At 73.8% G+C, this 26149-nt stretch carries 28 protein-coding genes; 10 read left to right on the forward strand and 18 right to left on the reverse strand.

Going from position 1 to position 26149, the window contains the following annotated elements; translation table 11 throughout:
• Positions 1 to 38: 38 nt before the first annotated feature.
• Positions 39 to 779, reverse strand: coding sequence for an SDR family NAD(P)-dependent oxidoreductase (locus ACIRGB_RS21060; RefSeq protein WP_403867034.1), 741 nt, complete (start codon positions 777 to 779; stop codon positions 39 to 41).
• Positions 780 to 949: 170 nt separating this feature from the next.
• On the opposite strand from ACIRGB_RS21060, the gene lnt reads away from it, so the two are divergent.
• Positions 950 to 2524, forward strand: a complete 1575-nt coding sequence (gene lnt / locus ACIRGB_RS21065; RefSeq protein WP_403867036.1) for an apolipoprotein N-acyltransferase — start codon at positions 950 to 952, stop codon at positions 2522 to 2524.
• Here lnt and ACIRGB_RS21070 read toward each other — a convergent pair.
• A complete protein-coding gene (locus ACIRGB_RS21070) occupies positions 2448 to 3353 on the reverse strand; it encodes a Gfo/Idh/MocA family protein (RefSeq protein WP_403867039.1) in 906 nt (301 codons plus the stop codon). The two genes, lnt and ACIRGB_RS21070, sit on opposite strands and share 77 nt — an antisense overlap.
• 13 nt (positions 3354 to 3366) lie before the next feature.
• Positions 3367 to 4557 carry an FAD-dependent monooxygenase gene (locus ACIRGB_RS21075; RefSeq protein WP_403867042.1) on the reverse strand — a complete coding sequence of 397 codons (1191 nt, stop codon included), beginning with the start codon at positions 4555 to 4557 and terminating at the stop codon, positions 3367 to 3369.
• 101 nt (positions 4558 to 4658) lie between these two features.
• Between ACIRGB_RS21075 and ACIRGB_RS21080 the strand changes: the two genes are divergently transcribed.
• The 3 genes from ACIRGB_RS21080 (at position 4659) to ACIRGB_RS21090 (ending at position 6445) form a co-directional block, all read left to right on the forward strand.
• The gene (locus ACIRGB_RS21080) at positions 4659 to 5279 is read left to right on the forward strand and encodes a TetR/AcrR family transcriptional regulator (RefSeq protein WP_403867045.1); all 621 of its coding nucleotides are present in this window, start codon (positions 4659 to 4661) and stop codon (positions 5277 to 5279) included.
• Positions 5280 to 5321: 42 nt separating this feature from the next.
• Complete coding sequence (locus ACIRGB_RS21085) at positions 5322 to 5834, forward strand: DinB family protein (RefSeq protein WP_403867048.1); 513 nt, start codon at positions 5322 to 5324, stop codon at positions 5832 to 5834.
• 152 nt (positions 5835 to 5986) lie between these two features.
• The gene (locus ACIRGB_RS21090; protein WP_403867051.1) at positions 5987 to 6445 is read left to right on the forward strand and encodes a hypothetical protein; all 459 of its coding nucleotides are present in this window, start codon (positions 5987 to 5989) and stop codon (positions 6443 to 6445) included.
• Between the two features lie 30 nt (positions 6446 to 6475).
• On the opposite strand, the gene ACIRGB_RS21095 is transcribed toward ACIRGB_RS21090, so the two are convergent.
• From ACIRGB_RS21095 to fabG, 5 genes are all read right to left on the reverse strand, one after another.
• Positions 6476 to 7015 carry a hypothetical protein gene (locus ACIRGB_RS21095; RefSeq protein WP_403867054.1) on the reverse strand — a complete coding sequence of 180 codons (540 nt, stop codon included), beginning with the start codon at positions 7013 to 7015 and terminating at the stop codon, positions 6476 to 6478.
• A gap of 84 nt (positions 7016 to 7099) precedes the next feature.
• A complete protein-coding gene (ung, locus tag ACIRGB_RS21100) occupies positions 7100 to 7783 on the reverse strand; it encodes a uracil-DNA glycosylase (RefSeq protein WP_403867057.1) in 684 nt (227 codons plus the stop codon).
• Positions 7784 to 7856: 73 nt separating this feature from the next.
• Entirely contained in the window at positions 7857 to 9443 is a 1587-nt protein-coding gene (locus ACIRGB_RS21105; protein WP_403867060.1) for an ABC transporter substrate-binding protein, read from the reverse strand.
• A 209-nt stretch (positions 9444 to 9652) separates the two neighbouring features.
• Positions 9653 to 10414 carry an SDR family oxidoreductase gene (locus ACIRGB_RS21110; protein ID WP_104635130.1) on the reverse strand — a complete coding sequence of 254 codons (762 nt, stop codon included), beginning with the start codon at positions 10412 to 10414 and terminating at the stop codon, positions 9653 to 9655.
• A 43-nt stretch (positions 10415 to 10457) separates the two neighbouring features.
• A complete protein-coding gene (gene fabG / locus ACIRGB_RS21115; RefSeq protein WP_403867063.1) occupies positions 10458 to 11219 on the reverse strand; it encodes a 3-oxoacyl-ACP reductase FabG in 762 nt (253 codons plus the stop codon).
• A gap of 265 nt (positions 11220 to 11484) precedes the next feature.
• Between fabG and ACIRGB_RS21120 the strand changes: the two genes are divergently transcribed.
• Entirely contained in the window at positions 11485 to 12231 is a 747-nt protein-coding gene (locus ACIRGB_RS21120; protein WP_403867066.1) for a hypothetical protein, read from the forward strand.
• 45 nt (positions 12232 to 12276) lie between these two features.
• Here the strand turns inward: ACIRGB_RS21120 and ACIRGB_RS21125 are convergent, their stop codons facing one another.
• Both ACIRGB_RS21125 and ACIRGB_RS21130 read right to left on the reverse strand, forming a co-directional pair.
• Entirely contained in the window at positions 12277 to 12660 is a 384-nt protein-coding gene (locus tag ACIRGB_RS21125; RefSeq protein ID WP_226029477.1) for a DUF3037 domain-containing protein, read from the reverse strand.
• A complete protein-coding gene (locus ACIRGB_RS21130; RefSeq protein ID WP_403867069.1) occupies positions 12657 to 13412 on the reverse strand; it encodes a HipA family kinase in 756 nt (251 codons plus the stop codon). The genes ACIRGB_RS21125 and ACIRGB_RS21130 overlap by 4 nt, the downstream gene beginning before the upstream one ends.
• Before the next feature lie 245 nt (positions 13413 to 13657).
• Here ACIRGB_RS21130 and ACIRGB_RS21135 point away from each other — a divergent pair, with 245 nt between their 5' ends.
• The gene (locus ACIRGB_RS21135) at positions 13658 to 14140 is read left to right on the forward strand and encodes a Rieske (2Fe-2S) protein (protein ID WP_403867072.1); all 483 of its coding nucleotides are present in this window, start codon (positions 13658 to 13660) and stop codon (positions 14138 to 14140) included.
• 116 nt (positions 14141 to 14256) lie between these two features.
• Here ACIRGB_RS21135 and ACIRGB_RS21140 read toward each other — a convergent pair whose 3' ends face one another.
• Positions 14257 to 15168, reverse strand: a complete 912-nt coding sequence (locus tag ACIRGB_RS21140; protein ID WP_403867075.1) for a LysR family transcriptional regulator — start codon at positions 15166 to 15168, stop codon at positions 14257 to 14259.
• Positions 15169 to 15242: 74 nt separating this feature from the next.
• On the opposite strand from ACIRGB_RS21140, the gene ACIRGB_RS21145 reads away from it, so the two are divergent.
• On the forward strand, positions 15243 to 16244 hold the full coding sequence (locus ACIRGB_RS21145; protein WP_403867078.1) for a DMT family transporter: 1002 nt from the start codon (positions 15243 to 15245) through the stop codon (positions 16242 to 16244).
• A gap of 39 nt (positions 16245 to 16283) precedes the next feature.
• On the opposite strand, the gene ACIRGB_RS21150 is transcribed toward ACIRGB_RS21145, so the two are convergent.
• A complete protein-coding gene (locus ACIRGB_RS21150) occupies positions 16284 to 17621 on the reverse strand; it encodes an aminotransferase class I/II-fold pyridoxal phosphate-dependent enzyme (protein ID WP_403867082.1) in 1338 nt (445 codons plus the stop codon).
• A 35-nt stretch (positions 17622 to 17656) separates the two neighbouring features.
• On the opposite strand from ACIRGB_RS21150, the gene ACIRGB_RS21155 reads away from it, so the two are divergent.
• Positions 17657 to 18343 (forward strand): pyridoxamine 5'-phosphate oxidase family protein, encoded by a 687-nt coding sequence (locus ACIRGB_RS21155; protein ID WP_403867086.1) that lies wholly within the window; start codon positions 17657 to 17659, stop codon positions 18341 to 18343.
• 49 nt (positions 18344 to 18392) lie between these two features.
• Here ACIRGB_RS21155 and ACIRGB_RS21160 read toward each other — a convergent pair whose 3' ends face one another.
• The 3 genes from ACIRGB_RS21160 to ACIRGB_RS21170 all read right to left on the reverse strand — a co-directional run bounded on the left by ACIRGB_RS21160 (position 18393) and on the right by ACIRGB_RS21170 (position 21196).
• Positions 18393 to 19346, reverse strand: coding sequence for a DMT family transporter (locus ACIRGB_RS21160; RefSeq protein WP_403867090.1), 954 nt, complete (start codon positions 19344 to 19346; stop codon positions 18393 to 18395).
• Between the two features lie 187 nt (positions 19347 to 19533).
• Complete coding sequence (locus tag ACIRGB_RS21165; protein WP_403867093.1) at positions 19534 to 20538, reverse strand: EamA family transporter; 1005 nt, start codon at positions 20536 to 20538, stop codon at positions 19534 to 19536.
• Between the two features lie 118 nt (positions 20539 to 20656).
• Entirely contained in the window at positions 20657 to 21196 is a 540-nt protein-coding gene (locus ACIRGB_RS21170; protein ID WP_403867095.1) for a Clp protease N-terminal domain-containing protein, read from the reverse strand.
• 216 nt (positions 21197 to 21412) lie between these two features.
• On the opposite strand from ACIRGB_RS21170, the gene ACIRGB_RS21175 reads away from it, so the two are divergent.
• Positions 21413 to 21580, forward strand: coding sequence for a hypothetical protein (locus tag ACIRGB_RS21175; RefSeq protein ID WP_189744339.1), 168 nt, complete (start codon positions 21413 to 21415; stop codon positions 21578 to 21580).
• A gap of 24 nt (positions 21581 to 21604) precedes the next feature.
• Here the strand turns inward: ACIRGB_RS21175 and ACIRGB_RS21180 are convergent, their stop codons facing one another.
• Positions 21605 to 22267 (reverse strand): PadR family transcriptional regulator, encoded by a 663-nt coding sequence (locus tag ACIRGB_RS21180; RefSeq protein ID WP_403867098.1) that lies wholly within the window; start codon positions 22265 to 22267, stop codon positions 21605 to 21607.
• A gap of 287 nt (positions 22268 to 22554) precedes the next feature.
• On the opposite strand from ACIRGB_RS21180, the gene ACIRGB_RS21185 reads away from it, so the two are divergent.
• Complete coding sequence (locus ACIRGB_RS21185) at positions 22555 to 23364, forward strand: PhzF family phenazine biosynthesis protein (RefSeq protein ID WP_403867101.1); 810 nt, start codon at positions 22555 to 22557, stop codon at positions 23362 to 23364.
• Positions 23365 to 23410: 46 nt separating this feature from the next.
• Here ACIRGB_RS21185 and ACIRGB_RS21190 read toward each other — a convergent pair whose 3' ends face one another.
• Entirely contained in the window at positions 23411 to 24238 is an 828-nt protein-coding gene (locus ACIRGB_RS21190; protein ID WP_358739099.1) for a type II CAAX endopeptidase family protein, read from the reverse strand.
• An 81-nt stretch (positions 24239 to 24319) separates the two neighbouring features.
• A complete protein-coding gene (locus tag ACIRGB_RS21195; protein ID WP_403867104.1) occupies positions 24320 to 25837 on the reverse strand; it encodes a glutamate--cysteine ligase in 1518 nt (505 codons plus the stop codon).
• Positions 25838 to 26149 lie beyond the last annotated feature (312 nt).

The raw sequence follows: 26149 nt of genomic DNA on the forward strand, positions 1-26149 counted from the left end.
AACCACCCCGCGCCGCCCCGGCCGGCTCCAGGGCCCGGTCAGCGCCCGCCCGCCACCCGGAGCACCGTCCCCGTCGTGTACGACGCCTCGGGCGACAGCAGCCAGGAGATCGCCGCGGCGATCTCCTCCGCCCGGCCCGCGCGCCCCAGCGGCACCGCCGCCCCCATCCGCGCCGCCCGCCCTGCATCGCCCGCCGCCGCGTGCATCTCGGTGTCGATCACCCCGGGCGCGACGGCGTTGACCCGGATCCCGTCCGGGCCGAGTTCCTTGGCCAGGCCCAGGGTCAGCGCGTCGACGCCCGCCTTGCTCGCCGCGTAGTGCACGTACTCCCCCGGGCTGCCGAGGGTCGCGGCGCCGGACGACACGTTCACGATCGCACCGCTCCCGCGCGGGGTCATCAGCCGTGCCGCCCGCCGGGCGCACAGCAGCACGCCCAGCAGGTTGACGTCGAGGACCCGCCGCAGGTCCGCGGGGTCGCTGTCGGCGAGCCGCCCCAGCGGGCCGGTCACGGCCGCGTTGTTCACCAGCCCGGTTACCGGGCCCAGCCGCTCCTCCGCCACGTCGAAAAGCCGCTCGACGTCGGCCTCGACGGACGTGTCCGCGCGCACCGCGACACCCCGGCCGCCCGCCTCGCACACCCCCGCCACGACCGTTTCGGCGGCCGCGGAGTCACGTGCGTAGCCCACGACGACGTCGTGGCCGTCCGCCGCGAGGCGCAGAGCGGTCGCCGCTCCGATCCCCCGGCTGCCGCCGGTGACCACCGTGATGGGCCGTGTCATGACTACCTCCGCGCTTTGATCGATCATCGATCATCCTAGGTCAGGTCGCACGCGCCGGACAGGCCTCGGTGTGACCGGCACGGACTTCGGTGTGATCAACTGAATTCGCCCTCGTCGCGTGCGCACACTGGAGGGATCACCGGGTAGGGATCATCGATAGGGAGGAGCCCATGAAGACGCTCGACCACTGGCTCGCCTCCCCGTGGCGGCGCTCGGCCCTCGCCGTGCTCGCCGGGGCCCTGCCCGTACTCGCCTTCCCGGGCCCGGCCCTGTGGTGGTGGGCCTGGTGCGCGCTGGTCCCCTGGATCCTGCTGGCCCGGACCGCGCCGGGCGGCAAACGCGCGGCGTACGACGGGTGGTGCGGCGGGTTCGGCTTCGTGCTGGCCATGCATCACTGGCTGCTGCCGAATCTGCACGTGTTCACGTTCGTCATCGCCGCGCTGCTCGGCGCGCTGTGGGTTCCGTGGGGCTGGCTGGTGCGCCGGACACTGGGCGGGGTGCCGTCCGCCGGGCGGGTCGCGGCGGCCCTGGTGGTGCTGCCGTCGGGCTGGCTGCTGGCGGAGCTGGTCCGCTCCTGGCAGGGGCTCGGCGGTCCCTGGGGGATGCTCGGTGCCAGCCAGTGGCAGGTGGCCCCGGCGCTGCGGCTCGCCTCGGTGGGCGGCGTGTGGCTGCTCAGCTTCCTGGTGGTGACCGTCAACGTCGCGCTCGCCGTCCTCGTCGCCGTGCGCCGGGCGAGGGTGCCGGCCCTGGCGGGGCTCGTCGCCACGGCCGCGGCCACCTCGGCGGCCTGGGTCTGGTCACCGCGCCCCGACTCCGACGAGCGGGCCGCGATCGCCGTGGTGCAGCCGGGCGTCGTCGCCGGGGCGGACAGCGCCGACCGGCGGTTCGACCGCGAGGAGCGGCTGACCCGGCGGCTCGCGGACCGGGACCTCGAACTGATCGTCTGGGGCGAGAGCAGCGTCGGCTTCGACCTGGGCGACCGGCCCGACCTCGCCCGGCGGCTCGCCGCGCTGTCCCGGGAGACCGGCGCGGACATCCTGGTCAACGTGGACGCGCGGCGCTCCGACAAACCCGGCATCTACAAGAGTTCGGTGCTCGTCGGCCCCCAGGGCCCGACCGGCGACCGGTACGACAAGATACGGCTCGTCCCCTTCGGGGAGTACGTGCCGTTCCGCTCGGTGCTCGGCTGGGCCACCTCCGTGGGCAAGGCGGCGGGCGAGGACCGCAGGCAGGGCACCGAGCAGGTGGTGATGGACGTCGGCGACGGCCTGCGGATCGGGCCGATGGTCTGCTTCGAGAGCGCGTTTCCCGACATGAGCCGCAGTCTCGTCGCCGACGGTGCCCAGGTGCTGGTCGCCCAGTCCTCGACCTCGACCTTCCAGCACACCTGGGCCCCCGAGCAGCACGCCTCGCTGGCCGCGCTGCGCGCCGCCGAGACCGGCCGGCCGATGGTGCACGCGACACTCACCGGCGTCTCCGCCGTCTACGACGCGAACGGCGCGCGGATCGGCTCCTGGCTCGGCACCGACGCGAGCGCCTCGCGGGTGTACGAGATCCCCCTCACCCACGGCAGCACGCCGTACGTCCGCTACGGCGACTGGACGGTGTACGCGGCGCTGCTCACCCTCGCGGCCTGGGGCGCCGCCGAGGGTGTGCGGACGGTGCGGCTCAGGAGGAGCGGTCGAGCACGGCCCGCACCACGCGCTCGCACAGCTCATGGGTCTCCAGCGCGTCCCGGGCGCTGAGCACCCGTCCCGCGCGCACCGCGTCGAGGAAGGCGAGCACCGCCTGCTCGATGCCGCGCTGCCGGGCCACCGGAACCCAGTCGCCGCGCCGCCGCACGGTGGGCTGGCCCTTGTGGTCGATCACCTCGGCGAGGTTGACCACCTGCCGCTTGGTGTCCTGGCCGGAGACCTCCAGGATCTCCTCCGCCGAGCCGCTGAGCCGGTTCATCACACCGAGCGCGGTGAAGCCGTCCCCGGCGAGCTGGAGCACGACGTGGTGGAGCAGGCCGTCCTCGGCACGGGCGCGCACGGTCACGTCGTCGACCGGTCCCGGCACCAGGAACCTCAGCGTGTCGACGACGTGGATGAAGTCGTCGAGGATCATCGTGCGCGGGTCCTCGGGCAGTCCGGTGCGGTTCTTCTGCATGAGGATCAGCTCGCGCGGGTGCTCGGCGCACTGCGCGTACCCGGGGGCGTGGCGCCGGTTGAAGCCGACGGCGAGGCTGGTACCGCGCTCTTCGGCGAGGGTCACCAGGCGCTCGGAGTCGGCGAGTTCGTAGGCGAGGGGCTTGTCGACGTAGGTGGGGACGCCGGCTTCGAGGAGCCGGGTCACGATCTCGGGGTGGGCCGCGGTCGGCGCGTGCACGAAGGCGGCGTCCAGGCCCTGCGCGAGGAGCGCGTCGAGGTCGGCGTGGCGCTGCGCCGGCGGGATGCGCAGCCGGTCCGCGACCCGGGTGAGGGTGGCGGGGGTGCGGGTCTGCAGGTGCGGTTCGATCCCGGGAAGGGCGGCGAGCACCGGCAGGTAGGCCTTCTGCGCGATGTCGCCGAGTCCGATGCAGCCGACCTTCACGGGATGTGCTCCTCTAACGCTCGTGACGCTCTGCGACCTGGGTCCGCCGGGAAGCATACGGGGGCTGCGGGGGCCGCCAGTCGGCGATGCCGTCGAAGCCGCGCAGGAACAGGGCCGGTCCGGTCTTGGACAGGGCGAGGATCGCGGCGTCGCGGACGGCGATCCCGGCCCGGTTGCTCATCAGGTTGAGGCGGGCGACCTTGACGGCCTGCCGGGCGACCGCGGAGGTGCGGGGCAGCCGGGCGGCCGTGTAGGCGGCGAGGTCCTGGCTGTGGTGGGCGAGCACCACCGCGTCCTCGACGGCCTGGTTGCCGCCCTGTCCGAGCATGGGCGGCATGGCGTGCGCGGCGTCCCCGAGGAGGGCGACCCGGCCGCGGTGGTAAGCCGGCAGCGGTTCGGCGATGTGGTGCACGTCGTGGCGCAGGACGTCCTCGGGACGGGCGGCCGCGAGGACGGCGGGGACGGGGTGGTGCCAGTCGCCGTAGCGGTGCAGCAGTTCGGCCCTCTCGTCGGCCGCGTGTCCGCCGGCCGGGGCGAGGGCGGCGGCGTAGGCGTAGACCCGGCCGTCTCCCAGCGGGTGCGTGCCCCAGATGCGGCCCCGGCCCCAGGTCTCGTGGGAGGCGAACTCGGCGCCGGGGACCGGGATCACCACCCGCCAGGTGGTGAAGCCGGAGTAGACGGGGCCCGGGTGGTCCGGGAAGAGCGCGCGGCGCGCGGCGGAGTGGATGCCGTCGGCCGCCACGACCAGGTCGGCCTCCAGTTCGCCGTCCGGGGTGCGAACGGTGGCCGGACGGTCGCGGTCCCCGGGGTCGGCGACCCTCGCGTCGGCGGCCGTGCGGACGGCGTCCGGCGGCAGCAGCGCGGCGAGGCGCTCGATGAGGGTGGACCGGTGCAGCAGCACCAGCGGACCGCCGAAGCGTGCCGCGGCGGCCTCGGCGCTGGACCGGGAGAGCCAGCGGCCGCCGGGGGTGCGCAGTCCCCCGTCGCCCTGCCAGGCGGCGAGGCCGCGGATCTCCTCGCCGAGTCCGATCACGTCCAGGGCGCGCAGGGCGTTGGGCGACAGCGAGATGGCCGCGCCGATCGGCCGGAGCGAGGGTGCGCGCTCCAGCACGGTGACCCGCAGGCCGCTCTGGTACAGGGCCGCCGCCGCGGTCAGGCCGCCGATGCCGCCGCCGATCACGACGGCCGTCTTGGTGCGTGTCATGGCTCTCCTCGGCACTTCCTCGACGCCTGGCTCACTACAGATGTAGTAGCACCTGCCGCCGACTGTACTACAGCCGTAGTGAGGCGGGTAGGTTGATGTCCATGTCCGCACGCACCGCATCCCCCGGCCCCTCGGCGGGCGCCTCCCGCGCCGACCTGGTCGCCGACGCCGCCCTGGCCCTGCTCGCCGAACGCGGGATGCGCGGGCTCACGCACCGGGCGGTCGACGAGACGGCCGCACTCCCCCAGGGCTCCACCTCCAACGTCGCGCGGACCCGGCAGGCGCTGCTGGAGCTGGCGGTGCGGCGGCTGGCCGACCGGGAGGCCCGGGTGCTGGCGCTGCACGAGATGCCGGACCCGCGCGCCGGCCTCGACGCCCTGGTGGACGCGCTGGCGCTGGCGACCCACCGCGCCCTGACCCGCAACCGCGCGCTGACGCTGGCCCGGTACGAACTGGCGCTGGAGGCCACCCGCCGCCCCGAGCTGCGGGCGCATTTCGACACGGCGGGCGCCCGCTTCCGGGAGCAGCTGGGCGCCCTCGTCACGGCGATGGGCTCGGCCGACCCGGCCCGGCACGTGCTCTCGCTGGTCGCCTGGGCGGACGGCCTGATGTTCAGCTGCGTGGCCGGGACCTTCCACGCCGAGGTGCCGGGCCTCCAGGAGGTGCGGTCGGGGCTGCAAGAGCTCCTGGACGGCATGCTGGGCGGCGGGCCGGACAGCTGAAATCCCCTGGTGGGACCGGCCGTTCTGAGCGAGGATGCCGGGATGACGACCGAACGCCGCGAACCCCCCGTCGACGCCGACGAACGCACGATGCTGGAGGGCTGGCTCGAGTACCACCGGCAGACCCTCGCCTGGAAGTGCGAGGGACTCACCGACGAGCAGTTGAGGACCGCCGCCGTGGCCCCGTCGACGCTGTCCCTGATGGGACTCGTCCGGCACATGGCGGAAGTGGAGCGCAGCTGGTACCGCAGAGTGCTGGCGGCCGAGGACGCGGGCCCGATCTACTACTCCGACGACGACCCGGACGGCGAGTTCCGGCTCACCGAGTCGGACACCTTCGCGCAGGCCCACGCCACCTGGCAGGCCGAGATCGAGGCGGCCCGCCGCAACGCGGCCGGAGTCCCCCTGGACGAACCGACCCGGGGCAAGCACCTGCGCACCGGCGAGCGCTACACCCTGCGCTGGATCCACACCCACATGATCGAGGAGTACGCCCGTCACAACGGGCACGCGGACCTGATCCGCGAGCGCCTGGACGGAGCCACCGGCGACTGACGTCACCTCTGGTCGCCCGCGGGACTCCGTACGGGGCCGGAGATCACCCGTGCGGGGCAACCTCCGCTCGTCCGGCGCCGGTCGGGGGTGCCCGAACCAGCAGAGTGACGCGGGTGCATCGAACGACGACCACCGCAACGCTTCTGGTGACCGTGGCTGTCTCGGCCCTGACCGGCTGTACGACGGTCAGGAGCCCGGCCCCGGACGGCCCGCCGACGGCCGGCGCCCGCTCGTCCGCGCCGCGCCCGGACGGCCCGGCCGAGCCCCGGGTCGTCCAGGCACCGGCCCGGGAGGCGCTGGAGATGATTGGCCCCTCTCCGAGCCCAGAGCGCGCCGGCGGGGAGCCGCGCCGCACGCGGCCCCCGGCGGCCCCGTCCGCGCCGCACCGTCCCCCGGCCGCCCGCGCCCCCGAACGGCGGCCCGCCCGCCCCGCGCCACCGGCGCACACCCGTGCGCCCGAGCCCTCCCGGCCCCGGGTACCGGAACCGCCCCGCGTGTCCGGCGGCGGCACCGGCGGTAAGGCGGACGTGTGCTCCCTCGGCAAGCAGTACGGCGGTTGGCGGCCGGGCAGCCCCGAGGCCCGCATCTGCGAGCAGGCATACGGCCACTGACCCGGCCCGCACCGCACGGGGGGCCGGGGACTAGGGCCGCTGCCGCGGCGGCCGGCCCCACTCCCCCGGCCGGTCGGGCCCGTCCGGGCCCCGGCCGGCGCGGTCCAGACGCAGCTCCAGTCGCTCGATGGAGGCGCGTACGCCCTCCCCGTAGCGCCCGGGGGCCAGGGACTCGGCCGCGGCGCGGGCACGCCTCAGGTGCAGCCGGGCGGCCTCGCGGTGCCCGAGCCGGTCGTAGTCCGCCGCCACGTTCAGGTGGAGGGAGGGATACAGGGCCCGGGCGGCGGGCGTGCCCTCGTGCCGGTCGGCGAGCAGGTCCGTCAGTTCCTCGGCCGCCGACAGCGCCCGCAGGTCCCAGGCCAGCTCCTCCTCGGGGTCGTCCTGGGTGTCGGCCAGGTAGTGGGCCAGCGTGCAGCGGTGCAGGGCGTCGCCGCGCTCGCCGATCTCCGCCCACAGGCCGAGGAAGCGGTGCCGGGCCTCCTCGCGGTCGCCCGCGTGGTGCAGCATGGCCACCTGGCCGATCCGCGTCAGCACCGCATCCGGCGCCGCCTGCTCCTGTCCCTTCGCCACCGCGTCCTCCGTGCCCTCGTCGGCTGTCCCGACGACGCTAACCGCACGCGTCCGCTTTGCCCGTCAGGCGGCACCGGGCCCGGCTCAGCCCAGGTTCGGGATGGTCCAGTCGATCGGTTCGTGGCCCTGCGCGGCGACCGCCTCGTTGATCTGCGTGAAGGGGCGGGAGCCGAAGAACTTCTTCGCGGACAGCGGGGAGGGGTGCGCCCCCTTGACCACGACGTGCCGCCTCTCGTCGATCAGCGGCAGCTTCTTCTGCGCGTAGTTGCCCCACAGCACGAACACCGCCGGGTCGGTCCGGTCGGCCACCGCGCGGATCACCGCGTCGGTGAACAGCTCCCAGCCGCGGGACTTGTGCGAGTTGGCCTCGCCGGCCCGGACCGTGAGCACCGCGTTGAGCAGCAGGACGCCCTGCTTCGCCCACGGCATCAGATAGCCGTTGTCCGGGATCGGGGTGTCCAGCTCCGCGTGCATCTCCTTGTAGATGTTGCGCAGGGACGGCGGGACCTTCACCCCAGGGCGGACCGAGAAGCACAGCCCGTGCCCCTGGCCCTCCCCGTGATACGGGTCCTGGCCGAGGACCAGCACCTTCACCCGGTCGAACGGCGTGGCCTCCAGCGCGGCGAAGACCTCCTCGCGCGGCGGGTAGACGGGGCCGTTCGCCCGCTCCTCCTCGACGAACTCCATCAGCTCCTTGAAGTAGGGCTGTTGCAGCTCGCCGCCCAGCACCTCGCGCCAGGACTCGGGCAGCATGGCGATGTCGGTCACGTCAACTTCCTTACGCTGTGCGGTGGCTTCCACTGCTCACGAACCTACCGCCGACCACTGACAACGGGGGCGCCTACCAGCTCGTCTTCCGTTCGAGCTGCCACATCATCATGATCGTCGACGGGTCCAGGGCCTGCTCCGCGCCCGAGATGTCCGTGCTGGCGGCCACGTACTGCTTGCCCTGCCACAGCGGCAGCAGCCGCGCGTCGTCCACCATGATCTGCTGCGCCTGCTCGAACTCCCGCTCCACGTTGGCGCGGTCGCTCTCCCGGCGGGAGCGCGGCAGCAGCGTGCCGGTGATCTCCGGGGTGAGGTAGGGCGTGCCGAGCGCGTTCTGCTCGCCGACGAAGGGGGCGATGAAGTTCTCCGCGTCCGGGAAGTCCGGGGACCAGCCGCGTCCGAAGACCGGGTACTCGCCCTTCTGGTAGCCGGCGACGTACGTCTTCCAGGGGCGGCTCTTGAGGGTGACCTTGAACAGGCCGGAGGCGTCGAGCTGCCGCTTGATCTCCTCGAACTCCTTGGCCGTCTCGGAGCCGTAGCGGTCGGTGGTGTACCAGAGGGTGAGCGGGACCGGGTCGGTGATGTTGGCGTCCTGGAGTATCTTGCGGGCCTTGGGGACGCTCGGGTCGCCGTAGTCGTCGAAGAAGCCCGTGGTGTGACCGGTGAGGCCCTTGGGGACCATCGAGTACAGCGGGTCGACGGTGTCCCGGTAGATCCGGTGGGCGATCACCGTCCGGTCGATCACCTGGGCGACGGCCTGGCGCACCTCCTTGCGTCCCGCCCACGGGTCCTCGGGGTTGAAGACGAGGTAGCTGATCTCCGTACCGCTGCCCTCGACCAGCTGGAGGTTCTCCTCCTTGCCCTCCTTGCCCTGGAGCGTGACCACGTCGTCGGCGGCCAGGCCGCGGTAGGTCGCCTGGATCTCTCCGTCGCGCAGCGCCTTCACCATGCCGGCGGAGTCCTTGAAGTAGCGGATGGTCACCGCCTTGTTGTGCCGTTCGGCGAAGCCCTCGTAGCGGTCGTTGCGCACGAGTTCGGCCCGCTCGCCGTCCTCGTACGTCTGGAGGGTGTACGGGCCGGAGCCCACGGCGCCGTTGCCTTCGCGCAGGGCGTCGGCGGGGTAGTCGCCGGGGTCGACGATCGACAGGGCGGGCGTGGCGAGCACGAACGGGAAGGTGGCGTCGGGCTTGTTGAGGTGGAAGACCACCTCGCGCTCGCTGGGCGCCTGCACCCGTTCGAGGCTGCCGAGCAGGCCGGCCGGCCCCCCGTTGACGTTGATGTCCTTGATCCGGTCGATCGAGTACTTGACGGCCCGGGCGTCGAGGCGGTCGCCGTCGGAGAAGGTCAGGCCCTCGCGGAGCCGGCAGCGGTAGACCTGGTTCGTGCTGTCGGTGAACGAGCACTGCTCGGCGGCGTCGGGCTGGGGTGCGGTGGCCCCGCTGGGGTAACTGAGGAGCGTCTGGTAGATGTTCCGGAACAGTTCCCAGGAGCCGTCCCAGGACGCGGCCGGATCGAGGGTGCTGGGAGCGCTGGTGGTCCCGACGACGATCGGCTCCTCGTCCTCCGGACCGTCGGACGACAGGATGCCGCATCCGGTGACCAGTGACGATATGGACACGATGGCCGCGACCCGCCGCAGGCCTCGCTTCCGGTTGAACACGCGCACGCTCCTCGATCCGCCGTACCAAGGGTCGGCAGACCATACCGCAGCGCCCTGCCCCCTGAACCCCCTTCTGAACAGGGGTTTTGATCATTTGAGGATGACTACGTTGTCATCGTGCACGGGGTTCCGATACGCGGACACGGGCGCCGTTCGCGTGGACGGCGCCCGTGTCCGGGATCGATCTGGAGGGGTTCTCGTGGGCGAGATCAGGCCACGCCGGCGTTGAGGAAGATGCCGCCGTCGACGACGAGCGTCTGGCCGGTGACCCAGTCGGACTGCTCCGAGGTGAGGAACGCGGCGGCGCCGCCGATGTCGGAGGGCACGCCGAGCCGGCCCAGCGGGTAGCCCGCGGCGGCCTCCTCCTCGCGGCCCTCGTACAGGGCGGCGGCGAACTTGGTCTTCACGACCGCCGGGGCGATCGCGTTGACCCGCACCTTGGGCGCGAACTCGTGCGCCAGCTGCGCGGTGAGGTTGATCAGCGCGGCCTTGCTGACGCCGTACGCGGCGATGAAGGGCGAGGGCGACAGGCCCGCGACGGAGGCGATGTTGACGATCGCGCCGCCGTTGTCCTTCTGCCAGGCGTGCCAGGTGCGCTGGGCGAAGCCGAGCGCCGAGATCACGTTGGTCTCGAAGACCTTGCGCGCCACGTTCAGGTCGAGGTCGGCGATCGGGCCGAACACCGGGTTGGTACCGGCGTTGTTGACCAGGAAGTCGACGCGGCCGAAGGCCTCCATCACGCGCTCGACGGCGACGGCCTGGTGGGCCTCGTCGTGCGCCTTGCCGGCGACGCCGATGACCCGGTCGGAGCCGAGCCTGTCGACGGCCTCCTTCAGCGCGTCCTCGTTGCGGCCGGTGATGCAGACCCGGTCGCCGCGCGCGACGAGCGCCTCGGCGACGCCGTAGCCGATGCCGCGGCTGGCGCCGGTGACGAGCGCGACCTTGCCGGAGAGGGCGGGGAGTTCAGTCATGTCAGTGGTCCCTATTCCCAGTGTTCCCTAGTCTCCGCGCGCCCTAGTCGAGCGGTCCGCCGGCCACGTACAGCACCTGGCCGGAGACGAAGCCGGCGGCCTCGCCGGTGAAGAAGGCGATGGCGTTGGCGATGTCCTCGGGCTCGCCGACGCGGGCGACCGGGATCTGGGTGGCGGCGGCGGCCTTGAAGTCGTCGAAGCCCATCCCGACGCGGTCGGCGGTGGCCTTGGTCATCTCGGTGGCGATGAAGCCGGGGGCGACGGCGTTGGCGGTGACGCCGAACTTGCCCAGTTCCTTGGCGAGGGTCTTGGTGAAGCCCTGGAGACCGGCCTTGGCGGCGGAGTAGTTGACCTGGCCGCGGTTGCCGAGGGCGGAGGAGGAGGACAGGTTGACGATGCGCCCGAACCTGGCGTCCACCATGTGCTTCTGGCAGGCCTTCGACATCAGGAAGGCACCGCGCAGGTGCACGTTCATGACGGTGTCCCAGTCGGAGACGCTCATCTTGAACAGCAGGTTGTCGCGCAGCACGCCCGCGTTGTTGACGAGGATGGTCGGGGCGCCCAACTCCTCCGCGATCCGCGCGACGGCCGCCTCGACCTGTGCCTCGTCGGAGACGTCGCAGCCGACCGCGATCGCCCGGCCGCCGGCCGCGGTGATCTTCTCCACGGTGTCCTTGCAGGCGGCCTCGTCGAGGTCGATGACGGCGACGGCGCGGCCCTCGGCGGCCAGTCGTACGGCGGTGGCGGCACCGATGCCGCGCGCGGCTCCGGTGACTACGGCGACCCGCTGCTCAGTGGTGGACATTCGCTGCTTCTCCTCGTCCTGGGGATGCGGCCCGTGCGGAGCGTGCGCTCTGGGTGAGCGACCGCTTAGTACCTTCCGCAGACGTGACGCTAGAAGCCCTGGCACCCGGTGTCAACGGGACACCGGCCCGGTGTGATCCATTACCTGGCCTTCCCGGTGCGCCGGGCCGCCCCGGTCGCCCGATCGGCCCAGCGCTGCGGGCCGCCCGGCCGCCGGGCCCCTAGCGTCGAAGCGCGAGCCACTCGTGGCCGGAAAGGAGGCGTCCATGCGCCGTCGCACCGGTGCAGCAGGCATAGCCGTCGCGATCGCCGCGATCGTGCCGCTGGCCAGCCCCGCACCCGCCCAGGACCTCAACGCGAACCTGGAACCGGACTGCCGGAGCTTCACCTATCAGGAAGCGGTACCGATCGGGCTGGACGGGGACCCGGGTGCCCCGGACCCGTCGTGCCCCGAGGCAGGGTACGAAGACCCGTCCGACGAGGCCCCGCTGGAGGAGGGCGGGCTCGACGAGGGCCGACTCGACGGGGACGGAGTCGACGACGGGCGACTCGACGGGGGGCTGCCCGACGGCAGCGGAGCGGGCCAGGCCCGACCGGACGAGAACGGCCTTGGCGGGGACGGACTCGGCCGGGACCGGCCCGACGAGGGCCGGATCGGCCAGGACCGGCCCGGGCAGTCGCACACCGCCGGCCAGGGTCCCTTCGACCCGGGCGGGATCCGTGAGGTCCGGGAGGACGACGGCGCGGGCGGCGCGGCACGGGCCGACCGGGACCAGCTCCCGACGATCTCCGCCACCTCCGTGCCGCGGCCGGCCACCACGGCGCCCGCCCCGGTGACCACACCGGCGCCCGTGACCTCCCCCGCCGTGACGCCGACGCTCGGCACCCAGGGCGGCCTGGGCGGCGCCTCGGGCGCCGGGCCCAGCGACTGGGACATCGGCATCGGGCTGAGCTTCGTCACCGGCGCCGCGCTCGCGGCGGGTTACGTGATCAGGCGCCGCCGACGCGCCTGAGACCCCCCGGGCCGCACGCGCCCGGTCGTCCGGGCGGGCCCCGCCCTACCGCACCAGCAGGTCGAGGAGCCGTTCCGTCTCGGCCGCCGGATCGGCCGTGAGGCCGGTGTGGACGGGGCCCGGCTGGACGATGGTCGACCGGGGCGCGATCAGCCAGCGGAACCGGCGGCCGGGATCGTCCCCGGCCGCCTGCCCCGCCGCGTCCCCGCCGGCGCACACGCCCTCCACGGCGCGCAGCGCCGCGCGCACCCCGGGCAGGTCCACCCGCGGGTCCAGGGCCAGCAGCCGGTTCTCGTCGAGGTGCGTGCGGGCCCCGACGTAGGACCTGGCGCGGCAGTAGACGAGTACGCCGGCGTTGACGCACTCCCCGCGCTCGACGCGCGGCACGACGCGCAGCAGCGCGTACTCGAAGACGTGGCGGTCGCTCACCGCACCCCCTTGACGCGTTCGTGGATCGTGGCGGCCCGCGCGAGCAGGGGTCGGGCGTAGGCCCTGCGGAGGTCGTCGGGTGTGGCGAAGCCGGGTTCGTCCCGCAGCCAGACGTCCGGGATCTCGGCGGTGACCTCGGCGAGGAGTTCCTCGGTGACCAGCGGCGCGAGTGCGGCGGCGGCCGAGCGGACGTCCGGCGCGAAGCGCGCGAGGGCGTGGTCGGCGGCGTCGTAGGGGCGGGCGGCGGAGGTCTCGGCGCCGGGCCAGTTGTGATGCCAGATCATGGTGGCGCCGTGGTCGATGAGCCAGGTCTCGCCGCGCAGGCGCAGCAGGTTGGGGTTGCGCCAGGAGCGGTCGACGTTGTTGACCAGCGCGTCGAACCAGACGATCCGGCCGGCCTCCTCGGCGCTCACCTCGAAGGCGAGCGGGTCGAAGCCGAGCGCGCCGGAGAGGAAGTCCATGCCGAGGTTGGTGCCGCCGCTGGACTTGAGCAGTTCCTGCACCTGCGGGTCGGGTTCGCCGAGCCCGAGCACCGGATCGAGGTCGACGGTCACCAGCCGCGGCACCCGGAAACCCAGTCGGCGGGCGAGGTCGCCGCAGACCACCTCGGCGACGAGCGTCTTGCGGCCCTGGCCCGCGCCGGTGAACTTCAGGACGTAGGTCCCGAGGTCGTCGGCCTCGACGAGTCCCGGCAGCGAGCCGCCCTCACGCAGCGGCGTGATGTAGCGGGTCGCGAGGACCTCTCTCAACACGTGTGCGGGCCACCCGTCTCTTCAGCCTTGCCCGTCCCCGCGGGGAGACTTCCCCCGGGCATGGGGTGAGCATAGTGACCGCGGGTGACCGTCGGCGAGACGGGCCCGGCGCGACTCGGGGAGTTCCGCGCGCGGTCGCCCGGCGACCGGTCGGCGGGGGACGGCTGCCGGCTCTGAACACCACGTGCCGCGCGGCCGTACCTCTCGGCAGATCGTCACGCACCCACCCCGGAAGGGACCCCAGCATGACCAGCGCTTCGTTTCATCCCGCGGCGGGACCGGCCCGTCGTACCGTCGTGGCGGCGGCCGGGGCGGCGGGACTCACCGCCGTGCTGGCCGCGTGCTCAGGCTCGGACGACGACGCGTCCGGCGACACCGGCACCACTCCCTCCGGCAGCCCCTCCCAGGAGGCGGGCGGCGGCGAGAAGGCGGGGGCCGGGGCCGCGCTCGCGGCGACGGCCGACATCCCCGAGGGCGGCGGGAAGGTCTTCCCCGACCAGAAGGTGGTGGTGACCCAGCCCGCGGCGGGCGACTTCAAGGCGTTCTCCGCCACCTGCACCCATCAGGGCTGCGCCGTGAAGAGCGTCGCCGACGGTCTCATCAACTGCCCCTGCCACAACAGCAGTTTCTCGATCACCGACGGCAGCGTGCAGGGCGGTCCCGCGCCCAAGCCGCTGCCCGCCGTGCCGATCACGGTCAGCGGGGACTCGATCCGGCTGGCTGAATGACCGTGACGCGGCGCCGGGTGCGCCGGATCATGATGACCCGGTCGCCTCCTGGGACTTCCGCAAGCCGGCGTCCGGGGAGCCCGGCATCCCCGCGCGGTCGTCGCCCCGCCCGCCGTTCACCCCTCCGCGCCCACCTCCCGCGCCACCGCCCGCAGCGCGTCCACCGCCGCGCGGATCGACGGGCGGCGGTCGGCGTCCGCGCGCCAGACCACGTACACGTGCCGGCGCACCCGCTGCTTCAGCGGCACGGTGACGACCTCGGCGGGCATCGGATGGCGCCCGAGCAGGGGGGCGATGCACACGCCGAGTCCCGCGGCGACCAGCCCGAGCTGGGTGTGGGTCTCGGCCGCGCGATGGCCGACGATCGGCTCGATGCCCTTGGAACGCAGCGTGAACATCAGCCACTCGTGGCAGAACTCGCCCTCGCCCCACGTGATCCACTCGTCCTCGGCGAACTCGGCGAGGTCCACCTCGTCCCGGCCGGCCAGCCGGTGGCCGACGGGCAGGGCGACGTCGGCGGGGTCGTCCAGGAGCGGCGCCTTGACCAGACCGTCGGGCAGCGGCATCGGCTTGTTGTACCAGTCGAGCACGACGGCCAGGTCCAGGTCGCCGCGGACCACGCCGTTGATGCCGCGCTCCGGCTCCAGTTCCGAGGAGCGGATGCGCAGCGCGGGGTGCTCGGTGCGCAGGGTGGCCAGCGCGGCGGGGAAGAGTCCCCGGGCGGCCGTCGGGAACGCGGACAGCCTCAGCTCGCCCGCCACCTGTCCGCGCTGCGCCTCCAGGTCGGCCTGGGCCAGCTCGACCTGGGAGAGGATGCGGGCCGCGTGCTCGGCGAGCAGCCGGCCGGCGTCCGTGAGCCGTACGCCACGCCCGTTCTTCGCGAGGAGCCGCTGTCCGGCCTCCCGCTCCAGCTTGGCCAGCTGCTGGGAGACGGCCGAGGTGGTGATGTGCAGTCCGGCGGCGGCACCGCTGACCGATCCGTGCCGGGCGAGGGCGTCGAGGGTCCGCAGACGCTCCAGGTTCAACATGTAAGCGATTCTACGAGATACCCCGTGCGAATTCTCGATTGTGCTACGAGGACGGCTGCCTCATCGTTGCCTGCATGAGCAGCAGCGTCCCGTCCCCCTCCGTCCCCTCCCCGGCCCGCCGCGTCCTCGACTGGCGGCTGCGCTTCGGGTTCCTCTCCCTCGTCTGGGGCTTCAGCTTCCTCTTCATGAAGGTGGGCACCGAGAGCTTCGCCCCGTTCCAGGTCACGCTCGGCCGGCTGGCGTTCGGTACGGCGGTGGTGGCCGCGGCGATGACGGTGAAGCGGGAGCGGCTCCCGCGCGGCGCCTGGACGTGGGTGCACCTGACGGTGGCCGGATTCCTCCTCAACGCGCTGCCGTTCTCCCTGTTCGCCTTCTCGGAGCTGACCATCCCGTCGTCGCTCGCGGGCATCTGCAACGCGACCTCGCCGCTGTGGGGCATGGCCCTGTCGCTGGTCGCGCTGTCCGAGGACCGCCCGACGCGACGCCGGGTGGCCGGTCTGGGCATCGGCTTCCTCGGTGTCCTGACGGTGCTGGGCGTGTGGCAGGGCTTCCACGGCCTCGACGCCACGGGCACGGCGCTGGCCCTGCTGGCCTCGCTCAGCTATCCGGTCGGCTGGATCTACGTCCGCCGCACCCTGGCCGGGTCCAGCCACTCCCACCTCTCGCTGACCGGCGCCCAACTGGGTCTGGCCACCCTGCAACTGGCCGTCGTGACGCCGGTGTTCACCTCGGTGCCGACCGGTTTCCCGATGCTCCCCGTGCTGGCGGTCGCGGCCCTGGGCGTCCTCGGCACCGGGCTCGCCTTCCTGATCCAGTACGACCTGGTCGCCGAGATCGGCCCGACGACGGCCCAGATGGTCACATACTTCACCCCGGTCATCGCCACGGCCGCGGGCGTCGCGCTCCTCGGCGAGTCGCTGTCCTGGTCGACACCGGTCGGCGCGGCCGTCGTGCTCGCCGGCGCGGCACTGACCCAGTCCCGCCCCAGGACCGGCCGAGGCGCCGCCGCGCCCGCACCGGCGCCGCAGACGTCGCCGCGAACGTCGCCGGGGGTACGTGAGGGGTCGCGGGTCTGAGGAGCGGCGCCGCTCGGGGCCACGTCAGGGGACGCCGCCTCAGACGTAGCTCCGTGGCGGTCCGGCCCCCGGCCCCACCGCCGCCGCGACCGCCGCGGCCAGCGGCCCGGTGTCCTCCTCCCCCAGCGTCGAGACGGTGATCCGGATGCCGGGCGGCGCGCCCAGCCGGAAGCGGGCGCCGGGGGCCACGGCCCAGCCGGCGTGCAGGAGCCGGGCGACGGCGCCGGTCTCGTCCGGCACCGGGATCCACACGTTCATGCCGCTGCGGCCGTGTCCGGTGACCCCGTGCTCGGCCAGGGCGCCGAGGAGCGCGTCCCTGCGCCGCCCGTACACCCCGGCGACCGCGCGGGCGTCCACCGCGCCGTCGGCCCACAGCCGGGCCACGGCCCGCTGGGTGATGCGGCTGACCCAGCCGGGGCCGAGCCGCTGCCGTCCCCGCACCCGGTCGAGCGTGAGGGGGTCCCCGGTGAGCACGGCGAGCCGCAGGTCGGGGCCGCAGGCCTTGGCGGCGGAGCGGACGAAGGCCCAGGCGCGGGTCGTCCCGGCGAGGGGGTGCAGCGGGAGGTCGACGATGCCGTGGCCGTGGTCGTCCTCGATGAGCAGCGTCCCGGGGTGGTCGCGCAGCACGGACCGCAGGGCACGCGCACGGGCCGCGCTCACCGCCGCGCCCGTCGGGTTCTGCGCGCGGTCCGTGACCACCAGGGCGCGGGCACCGGCCGCCAGGACCCGGCGCACGTCCTCGGGCAGCGGCCCCTGGTCGTCGACTCCGACGGGGACGGTGCGCAGACCCAGCGCGGGCACCAGGTCCAGGAGGCTGCCCCAGCCGGGGTCCTCGACGGCGACGGCGTCACCGGGCTTGAGATGGGCCGCGAGGACCCGCTCCATCGCGTCCAGCGAGCCGGACGTCACCGCCACGGGCCCGTCCGGCACCCCGTCGGCGTCCAGTTCGGCCCGCGCGACCCGGGCCAGCTCCGGGTCCACGGGCGCATGTCCGTACAGCACCGGTTCGCGGTCGCCCTGTCCGGCCGCCGCGGCGAAGACCGGGCCCAGCGCGGGCAGCAGCGCCGGGTCCGGATTGCCGTCGGACACGTCGCGCACGCCCTCGGGCACGTCGACGCGGATGAACTCCCGCCCGGTGGTGGCCGGCTTCGCGCGCACCCGGCTGCCCCGCCGCCCGGCCGTCTCGATGACCCCGCGTTCGCGCAGGGTGCGGTAGGCGGCGGCGACGGTGTTCGGATTGACGCCGAGCCGCTGCGCCAACTCCCGCATCGGCGGCAGGGGTTGCCCCGGCCGCAGCTCCCCCGAGCCCACCGCCCGCTCGACGCTCGCGGAAATCTCCGCTGCGCCCCGCCCTGTGATCCGATACTCTCCTAGCACAAAGCCAAGTATGCACTAGTGCAATGGAGAGCGCCATGCAGGGGACCACGGGGACGCCGTCGCGGCCCACCGACACCTACCCGCCCACCGACCGCACCGTCCCCACCCGCTCCCCCGAGCGGGCCGCGTACGACAAGGAGCTGGTGCACTCGATACTCGACGAGGGCTACGTCTGCCACCTCGGCTTCGTGCGCGACGGCGCCCCGGTGGTCCTGCCGACGCTGTACGGCCGGGTGGGCGAGCGCCTCTACGTGCACGGTTCGACGGGCTCGCGCCCCCTGCGGATGACGGGGGCGGCCGACCCGGGGCTGCCGGTCTGCCTGACGGTGACGCACGTGGACGCGCTGGTGCTGGCCCGCTCGGCCTTCCACCACTCGATCAACTACCGGTCGGTGGTGGTGCACGGCACGGCGTACGAGGTGACGGACCCCGAGGAGCGGCGCACGGCCCTGGACGCCCTGGTCGACCACGTCGTCCCGGGCCGTTCCCGCGACTCGCGGCCGGCCAGCAAGAAGGAGCTGGCGGCCACGGCCGTGATCCGGCTCGACCTGGACGAGGTCTCCGCCAAGCTCCGCACCGGCGGGGTGAACGACGAGCCGGAGGACCTCGCCCTCCCGCACTGGGCCGGTCTCGTCCCGCTGCGCAAGGGGTACGGGGCTCCGGTCGCCGACCCGGGCCTGGCGCCCGGGACGGCGCTGCCCGACTACCTGTCGGCCGGCTGACACCGGGCCCGCGCGGGAGGCACGGGGGCCCTGGGGAAGACCCCCGCCGTCACGCGGGCGTGGGGCGTGCCCGCACCTCCCGCGCCGCCCGGGTCTCCGCCACCGCGAGCCCCGCGACCGAGCCGAGCATCAGCAGCGTGCCGGCCAGGGTCGCCGCCGTGAGGTGCTCGCCGAGCAGCAGGACGGCGAACGCCGCGGCGCTGACCGGCTCCAGGAGCATGATCACGGAGACGGTGGCGGACCGGACGACGGCCGCGCCGGCGAAGTAGAGCCCGTAGGCGAGGGCGGTCGGGACGGCGGCGACGTAGGCGAGGAGCCACAGCAGCCGGACCGGTTCGGCGGTGTGCGGCACCAGGCCCTCCAGGAGCGCGAGCGGCAGCAGGCACGCACTCGTGACGGCGAACGCCCCCACGGACGTGCCGGCCGCGTCCGCCCCGCCGTCCCGGCCCCACCAGCGGGTGAGCAGCGTCATCGCCGAGTATCCGGCGGCGGACAGCAGCGCGAGGAGCACACCCGGCAGGCGGACGGTGGTACCCCCGCCGCCGAGGACGAGCACCGCGAGTCCGGCGAGCGCGCCGACGACCGCCGCGGCGCCGCCCGCCCCCAGGTGTTCACCGAGGGCGAGCCGGGCGCCGAGGGCGATCAGCACGGGCCCCGCGCCGAGGGTGACGACGGTGGCCACGGCGAGCCCGGTGGACTGCACGGCGGCGAAGTAGGCGGTCTGGAACACCGCGAGCCCGAGACCGGTGACGAGGGCGCGCAGCGCCTTGCGCGCGAACGGTTCACGGACGGCCGGGCGCCGCACCCGCGGGCGCAGCGGGCGGACGGCGAGCAGCAGGAGGAGCCCCAGCGCGCACCGCCAGAACGACAGGGCGACGGGGCCCATGTCGCTGACGCGGTAGACCAGCGAGGCGGCGGCACCGGCGGTGCCCCAGGCGACACCGGCGACGATCAGATAGAGGAGGCCACGCCCGACGGGCAGGCCGGAGACGGCATTCGACACGAGTTCTCTCCGCAGACGCGCACGAGGCGCGGAAGTTCGGGGCGGCCCGGGACGACCGGGGCGCGGGGACCTTCGTCTGCGGGCAGCACCGTCCGGCCCGGCGACAGCGCGCCGGGCTCGTCACAGGGGCCCGCCTCAGGCGGCCGGAGGCGGGAGGACGAGTGCGTCGAAATGCATGGTCCGCACCCTAGGTCGCGGTTCCCCGGCTCGACAACTCCCTTTCGGGCCCGCCCCTGGCCACCGGGTCCGCGGCGCCCTTCGCCGGGGTCGAGGACTGGGCGATGAAGGCACCGGCCAGCACGACGACACCGCCGACGATCTGCGGGGCGGAGAGGTGCTCGCCGAGCAGCACCCAGGCCAGGACGGTCGCGATGACCGCTTCGAGGCAGGCCACGACTCCGGCGACCTGCGGCGACAGCCGGCGTACGGCGACGATGCCGGTGACGTAGGCGAGCACCGTGGCGATGAGCACGATCCAGGCCAGCAGCAGGGCGGCGGCGACGGGTGTGCCGTCCATGGGGGCGGTGCCGGCGAGGACGGACCAGTCCATCGACCAGGGCCGGGCGACGAGGGTCAGCACGGCGGCGCCGACGAGCAACCCGTAGGCGATGACGCCGAGCGGGTCGGGCGCCTCCTCGCCGGCGTCGCTGCCCTGGTCGGACAGGACGAAGTAGCCGACCTGGCAGCAGGCGGCGCCGAGGGCGAGCAGCAGTCCGAGGGCGTCGAAGCCCAGCCCGGACCAGACCTCGACCACGCAGGCGAGGCCGCCGACCGCCAGGACCACCCCGAGCGCGGCGGCCCGCGTGACCGGCCGCCGCTGCACGAACCGCACCCAGCCGAGGACCAGGGCGGGCGCCAGGTACTCGACGAGCAGCGCGACGCCCACCGGGATGCGGGAGATGGCGGCGAAGTAGCAGGCCTGCACACCGGCCACGGCGAGCAGCCCGTACCCGGCGACCAGTGCGGGGCGGCGGCGCGGCAGCGCGCGGTGGCGCACGGCGAGCGGCAGCATCACCAGGGCCGCGCCGGCCACCCGCAGCCAGACGACGTGGAGCGGATCGAGTCCGGCCTCGATGAGGGGTTTGGCCGCGACTCCGGAGCCGCCGAAGGCGACCGCGGAGGCCAGTGCGAGGCCGAGCCCGGTGCCCTTGCCGCGGTTGCCGCGGGCGCTGTCAGACGTATGCACCGGCACATGATGACAGGGGTCGACATGACCGTCACCCCCGATGACACCTGTCTCACCCGCTGGACGGCCGGGGCGTCCGCGAAGGGAGCGACGGGACCCGCGGAGGGAGCGACGGGAAGCGTGCTCAGGGCGTCGGCTCGAAATGGCTCTCGACGCGGGCGAGCACGGCGGGCGGTTCGACGGCGGCTCGGGCCAGCACCTCGCCGGCCCGCGTCCGCGGGTCCGCGACCAGGGCGGCGAGCAGGTCCACGCCGGCGGCCCGGGGGGACCCGCGCCGGGCCGCGCGGGCGCGGGCGTCCTCCAGGGCGGCCGCGGCCGGCGGGGAGAACCCGGCGGCGCCGGTCACGACGGGTACGGCGCCGGAGTCCTCGACGGAGCTCTGCCAGCGCAGGCCGTAACCGATGCTGCGCTGCACGAGGTAGCCGAGGACACGGGCGATCCGTGGACCGTCCCCGAGCAGTTCACGGGCCTGCGCGTCGCACTCCAGCAGCGAGTGCAGCAGATGGGCCGTGTCGATCTGCCGGTCCCCGTCCCGCACCGCCCGGCGGCGGGCACCGGAGACCGCCGAGGCCAGTTCCGCGCTGAAACTCTCCTCGACGTCGGTGCCGTCCGGCCACCGGCCGCCTTGCTCGCCGGCCGACTGCCGGGGGATACGGGGTTGCACATCTCCCAGCTCATCAGTCCCGCGTGGCCCGGTCATCCCCGAGGGGAAGCATTTCGCCGTCCCACACAGAGTGGACCGCCGGGACGGAATCTCCTCCTTGGGGATGAGATCAGGCCGTTTTGGCAGGCCGGGCGCGCGCCGCCTTGCCACGCGCCCGGGGGCAACCGAAAGGCCGCCTCGCGGGTCGAACAGGACATGAGGAGCAGGTGCTGGCTCGTGGCACTGCCCGCCGTCGACGGCAGGCAGTACGTGTACCGGGTGGACGCCCCCGCGGAGGCGCTGCCCGCCGACCTGTTCTGGGATGCCTGGCACTGCCACGACGAGAGTGCCTTCCCGCGCGCGTGGGACGTCTTCGACGCGGCGGTGATACGGCGGGTCGACTGACAGCGCCCCCGCGGCCGGTCCGGTTCAGTCCTCGTCGGCGAGGATCAGGTACAGCTTCTTGCGGGCGTCGCCGATGACGGCGAGCGCCTTCTCCCGCTGCTCCTTGCTGCCGGTCTTCCAGACCTGGCCGAAGGCTTCCATCAGGCCGAAACCGGCCTGCCGGATGTCGTTGAGTGCCTCCCAGTCGACACCCCGCGAGGCCTCCTCCCAGGGCGCCTCCGGGCCTTCCTCGGCCGCGGTGCGGCCCGCCTCGGTGAGCGCGAAGAGCTTCTTGCCGCCCTCGCTCTCACTGGCGATCAGCCCCTCGTCCTCCAGCAGCTGGAGGGTGGGGTACACCGAGCCGGGGCTGGGCTTCCACGCCCCGCCGCTGCGCTCGGCGATCTCCTGGATCATCTCGTAGCCGTGCATCGGGCGGTCCTTCAGGAGGGCCAGGATCGACGCCCGCACGTCGCCCCGCCGTGCCCTCCCCCTGGGCCCGCCGCGTCCCCGGCCGCCCCAGGGGCCCCCGTGACCGAAGCCCGGCCCGAAGGGACCGCCGGGGCCACCGCCGGGACCGCCCGGCCCGAAGGGACCGAACGCCGCGCGTCGCCCCTCGAAGCCACCTCGGCCGAAGGGTCCGAAGGGGGCGCCTTCTCCGTGGCCGGGGCCGTGTCCACCGTGTCCGCGCTCGTATCCGTGGTTGCGCATCGCCATCACTCCACTCAGTCGTTGATCGGTCGCGATGCCTCAACGATATATCGGAATGTGTCGCAGGGCAAGCATCTTGAAGCCCTACGGTGTGCGGCCGTGAGGTGGGTGCGGCCGACGGCTCCGCCTCACCGAGGCACCGTCGAGTCCCGTCCGGCCCGCGTCCGCGTCCGTGCCCGCGAAGACCTGCCCAACCGGCGACTGGGGCCGCCGCTCCCGCGAAAAGCGGTCCAACACTCCGGAATTGGCCTTGGCCCGCGGCCCCCGGCAGGCCCTAGCGTCGGGGCATGCGCATCCGAATCGTCGACGCCTTCACCGACCGGCCCTTCGCCGGCAACCCCGCCGGGGTCCTGCTCCTCGACGCCTTCCCGGACGACGACCGGCTCCAGCGGGTCGCCCTGGAGGTCAACCACTCCGAGACGGCCTTCGCCCACCGCCTGCCCGCGGGCGGCGAGGCCGACTGGGCGCTGCGCTGGTTCACGCCGGCCACCGAGGTCGCGATGTGCGGCCACGCCACGCTCGCCACGGCCCACGTCCTGCACACCACCGGCGCCCACGAGGGCCCGGTGCGGTTCGCCACCCGCAGCGGGGTCCTGGCGGCGACGCCCCACGAGGACGGCTCGATCACCCTGGACTTCCCGACCGCGCCGCTCACCCCGGTCGAGACCCCGGCGGGCGTCGCCGCCGCCCTGGGCGCCGAGCCCCTCACCGTCCTGGACACCGGGCCGAACATCGGGGACCTGCTGGTCGAGGTCGCCGACGAGAGCACCGTCCGCGGCCTGACGCCGGACCTCAAGGCACTGGCTGCCCACTCCGAGCGCGGCGTCATCGCCACCGCCCGCGCCGAGGACCCGGCCCGCGGCTACGACTACGTCTCCCGGTGCTTCTTCCCCAACGTCGGCATCGACGAGGACCCGGTCACCGGCAGCGCACACACGGCCCTGGCGCCCTTCTGGTCCGAGCGCCTCGGCCGCCCCGGCCTCACCGGCCTCCAGGCGTCGTCCCGCTCCGGCCTGGTGCGCACGGAGGTGCGCGGCGAGCGCACGCTGCTGAGCGGGCACGCGGTGACGGTGGTCGACGGCGAGCTGCTGGCCTGACCCTGGCCCGGGCCCCGGTCCTGGCGGCGGCGCGGGGCCCGCACGGTCACGCCGTCGGCAGCCAGTCCACCTTCCCGGCGAGCAGCCCGTAGCCGACGAAGGCCCCGATGTCGAGCAGCGAGTGCGCCACCACCAGCGGGCCCACCCGCCCCCAGCGGCGGTAGAGGTAGACGAACACGACGCCCATCACCATGTTGCCGATGAACCCGCCGATGCCCTGGTAGAGGTGGTACGAGCCGCGCAGCACCGAGCTGGCCGCCAGCGACGCGCCCGTGCTCCAGCCGAGCTGGTCCAGCCGGCGCAGCAGGTAGCCGACGACGATGACCTCCTCCAGGACGGAGTTCTGCACCGCCGAGAGGATCAGGACCGGGTACTTCCACCACACGTCGGGCAGGGCCTCGGGCACCACGGTGAGGTTGAAGCCGAGGCCGCGCGCGGCGAGGTAGAAGGCGATGCCGGTGCTGCCGATGACGGCGGCGACGGCGGCCCCGCGGCCGAGGTCCGGCCACGGACGGGTGCGGTCGAAGCCGAGGGTGCGCAGGCTGCGCCCCTCACGGAGCAGGAAGTGCGCGACGAGGGCGACCGGGACGAGTGCCGTGGTGATCCCGAAGAGCTGCCAGGCCAGGTCGAGCCAGGGGCGGCCGGGTGCGGCGGAGGCGTTGAGGGTGGCCGCCTGGTCCTTGAGCCCGCCCGGCCGGGTGACCGAGCCGATGAAGCTGATGAGGGCGGACACTCCGCTCGCACCGAGCGACAGCGCGAGGACGAGCAGCGTCTCGTCCCGCAGGATCCGCCGTGAGAGCCGCTCCTCGGTCAAGGGCTGTTCGCCGAGTCGCTTCTGAGGGAACGCGTCGTCCACCGGGCCCGCCTCCGCCATGCACACCTGCCTCCAGCTGGGACGTCACAGCTTGCCCGATCAGTATGGGGCGGCGCGCGGCGGGGGCGGGCCGGGCGGCGGTCAGCCGAGGGGGGCCGGTTCCGGCAGGCCCACCGGCCACAGGTGCACCGGGTCGCCCTCGCGCATCAGCTCGACGTACCGGCGGGTCGTGGCGGCCAGCGCGGCCTCCCGGGACAGGCCCGCCTCCAGCGCCCGGTGGAACGTGGCCGCCTGCCAGGACGCGCCGTTGACCCGGCGTCGGCACCGCTCCTCGATCACACCGAGGTAGAAGTCCCGGTCGGCGGGCTCCACCCCCCACGCGTCGAGACCGGCCGCGGCGAGCGGCAGCAGTTCGTCCCGTACGAGGACGGCGGCGTCGACCTCGGTGGTGCCGCCGAGGCGGCCGCGCCGGGGCCACTCGAAGCGGGCGTCGATGCCGTGCCGGCACGCGGCCTCGAAGTTGGCGGCGGCGGCCTCGAACAGCAGCCGGGTCCACACCGGCCGGGGCTCCTCGGCGAGCGCGCGCACGACGCCGTAGTAGAAGGCCGCGTTGGCGATGACGTCGGTGACGGTGGGGCCGGCGGGCAGCACGCGGTTCTCGACCCGCAGGTGCGGGACGCCGTCGGCGATGTCGTAGACGGGGCGGTTCCAGCGGTAGACGGTGCCGTTGTGCAGGACGAGTTCGGACAGCGAGGGCACCCCGCCCGCGTCCAGGACCTCCAGCGGGTCCTCGTCGTCGCAGATCGGCAGCAGGGCCGGGAAGTAGCGCCGGTTCTCCTCGAAGAGGTCGTACGCCGAGGTCACCCAGCGCTCGCCGAACCAGGTGCGCGGCCGGACGCCCTGGGCCTGCAGTTCGGGCGGGCGGGTGTCGGTGGACTGCTGGAACAGCGGGGGCCGGGACTCGCGCCACAGTTCGCGGCCGAAGAGGAAGGGCGCGTTGGCACCGACGGCGATCTGGGCGGCGGTGACGGCCTGGGCCGCGTTCCACACGTCGGCGAAGCGGTCCGGGGTCACCTGGAGGTGCAGCTGCACCGAGGTGCAGGCGGCCTCGGGGGCGATGGACTTGGAGGTGCAGGTCAGACGCTCGACGCCCTCGATGTCGAGGGTGAAGTCCTCCCCGCGGGCGGCCACGATCTGGTCGTTGAGCAGGGCGTAGCGGTCGACGGCGGAGAGGTTGGACGAGACCAGGTCGTCCCGGTCCAGCGTCGGCAGAATGCCGATCATCGCGATTCCCGCGTCCACCTCGCCCGCCTTGCGGTCCGCATATGCCAAGGAGGTGCGGATCTCCTCGGCGAGCCGGTCGAATACCCGGCCGCCCAGGCGGTGCGGAGCGATGTTGACTTCCAGGTTGAACATGGCCAGCTCGGTCTGGAAGTCCCGGCTCGCGATGCGCTCGAGGACTTGCGCATTCAACATTTTCGGCATCCCGTCGGCACCGACGAGATTCAATTCGATCTCCAGCCCCATCAGGTTCTTCGGGCGGTCGAACCGCTTCTCCGCCAGAAGTCGCTCCAGGCCCGTCAGGCACCGCTGGAGCTTCTCGCGGTAGCGCTGGCGATCGGACAGGTCGTACTGACCTGCCACGACCTTCTCCCCCATGGAAGAGTCCCTTCTCGGAGCGATGAGTGGAAGATCCGGCCGCCGCCGTCCGGTGGCCGGTCAGGTGGGATGATGCCCCGCCGAAGCGATCGATAACGTCCCCGCGCCGACCCGGCAGCCGCTACGCTGTGCCGATGTGACCGATGGCACATTCACCGGGCATGGCACGACGAGCAGTTTCCCGGGTCGGCAACTCGTGAAAAACGCCGACGACAATTGGCCGACCGCGCGGTGAACATTCCCCGAGGTCATCGCCGTACACCTGGCCCGAAATGCGGAGGATTACCGCATCTCGGCGGCCGAATTCAACCT

The sequence above is a fragment of the Streptomyces sp. NPDC102490 genome (assembly GCF_044765285.1).
In the GTDB taxonomy this organism is placed as follows: domain Bacteria; phylum Actinomycetota; class Actinomycetes; order Streptomycetales; family Streptomycetaceae; genus Streptomyces.

What these genes read in the sequence shown, in the direction of transcription:
- ACIRGB_RS21060 (WP_403867034.1), bottom strand. Translation starts at nt 779, where the DNA reads ATGACACGGCCCATCACGGTGGTCACCGGCGGCAGCCGGGGGATCGGA.
- lnt (WP_403867036.1), top strand. Translation starts at nt 950, where the DNA reads ATGAAGACGCTCGACCACTGGCTCGCCTCCCCGTGGCGGCGCTCGGCC.
- ACIRGB_RS21075 (WP_403867042.1), bottom strand. Translation starts at nt 4,557, where the DNA reads ATGACACGCACCAAGACGGCCGTCGTGATCGGCGGCGGCATCGGCGGC.
- ACIRGB_RS21080 (WP_403867045.1), top strand. Translation starts at nt 4,659, where the DNA reads ATGTCCGCACGCACCGCATCCCCCGGCCCCTCGGCGGGCGCCTCCCGC.
- ACIRGB_RS21085 (WP_403867048.1), top strand. Translation starts at nt 5,322, where the DNA reads ATGACGACCGAACGCCGCGAACCCCCCGTCGACGCCGACGAACGCACG.
- ACIRGB_RS21110 (WP_104635130.1), bottom strand. Translation starts at nt 10,414, where the DNA reads ATGACTGAACTCCCCGCCCTCTCCGGCAAGGTCGCGCTCGTCACCGGC.
- fabG (WP_403867063.1), bottom strand. Translation starts at nt 11,219, where the DNA reads ATGTCCACCACTGAGCAGCGGGTCGCCGTAGTCACCGGAGCCGCGCGC.
- ACIRGB_RS21120 (WP_403867066.1), top strand. Translation starts at nt 11,485, where the DNA reads ATGCGCCGTCGCACCGGTGCAGCAGGCATAGCCGTCGCGATCGCCGCG.
- ACIRGB_RS21135 (WP_403867072.1), top strand. Translation starts at nt 13,658, where the DNA reads ATGACCAGCGCTTCGTTTCATCCCGCGGCGGGACCGGCCCGTCGTACC.
- ACIRGB_RS21140 (WP_403867075.1), bottom strand. Translation starts at nt 15,168, where the DNA reads ATGTTGAACCTGGAGCGTCTGCGGACCCTCGACGCCCTCGCCCGGCAC.
- ACIRGB_RS21145 (WP_403867078.1), top strand. Translation starts at nt 15,243, where the DNA reads ATGAGCAGCAGCGTCCCGTCCCCCTCCGTCCCCTCCCCGGCCCGCCGC.
- ACIRGB_RS21155 (WP_403867086.1), top strand. Translation starts at nt 17,657, where the DNA reads ATGCAGGGGACCACGGGGACGCCGTCGCGGCCCACCGACACCTACCCG.
- ACIRGB_RS21180 (WP_403867098.1), bottom strand. Translation starts at nt 22,267, where the DNA reads ATGCGCAACCACGGATACGAGCGCGGACACGGTGGACACGGCCCCGGC.
- ACIRGB_RS21185 (WP_403867101.1), top strand. Translation starts at nt 22,555, where the DNA reads ATGCGCATCCGAATCGTCGACGCCTTCACCGACCGGCCCTTCGCCGGC.
- ACIRGB_RS21190 (WP_358739099.1), bottom strand. Translation starts at nt 24,238, where the DNA reads ATGGCGGAGGCGGGCCCGGTGGACGACGCGTTCCCTCAGAAGCGACTC.
- ACIRGB_RS21195 (WP_403867104.1), bottom strand. Translation starts at nt 25,837, where the DNA reads ATGGGGGAGAAGGTCGTGGCAGGTCAGTACGACCTGTCCGATCGCCAG.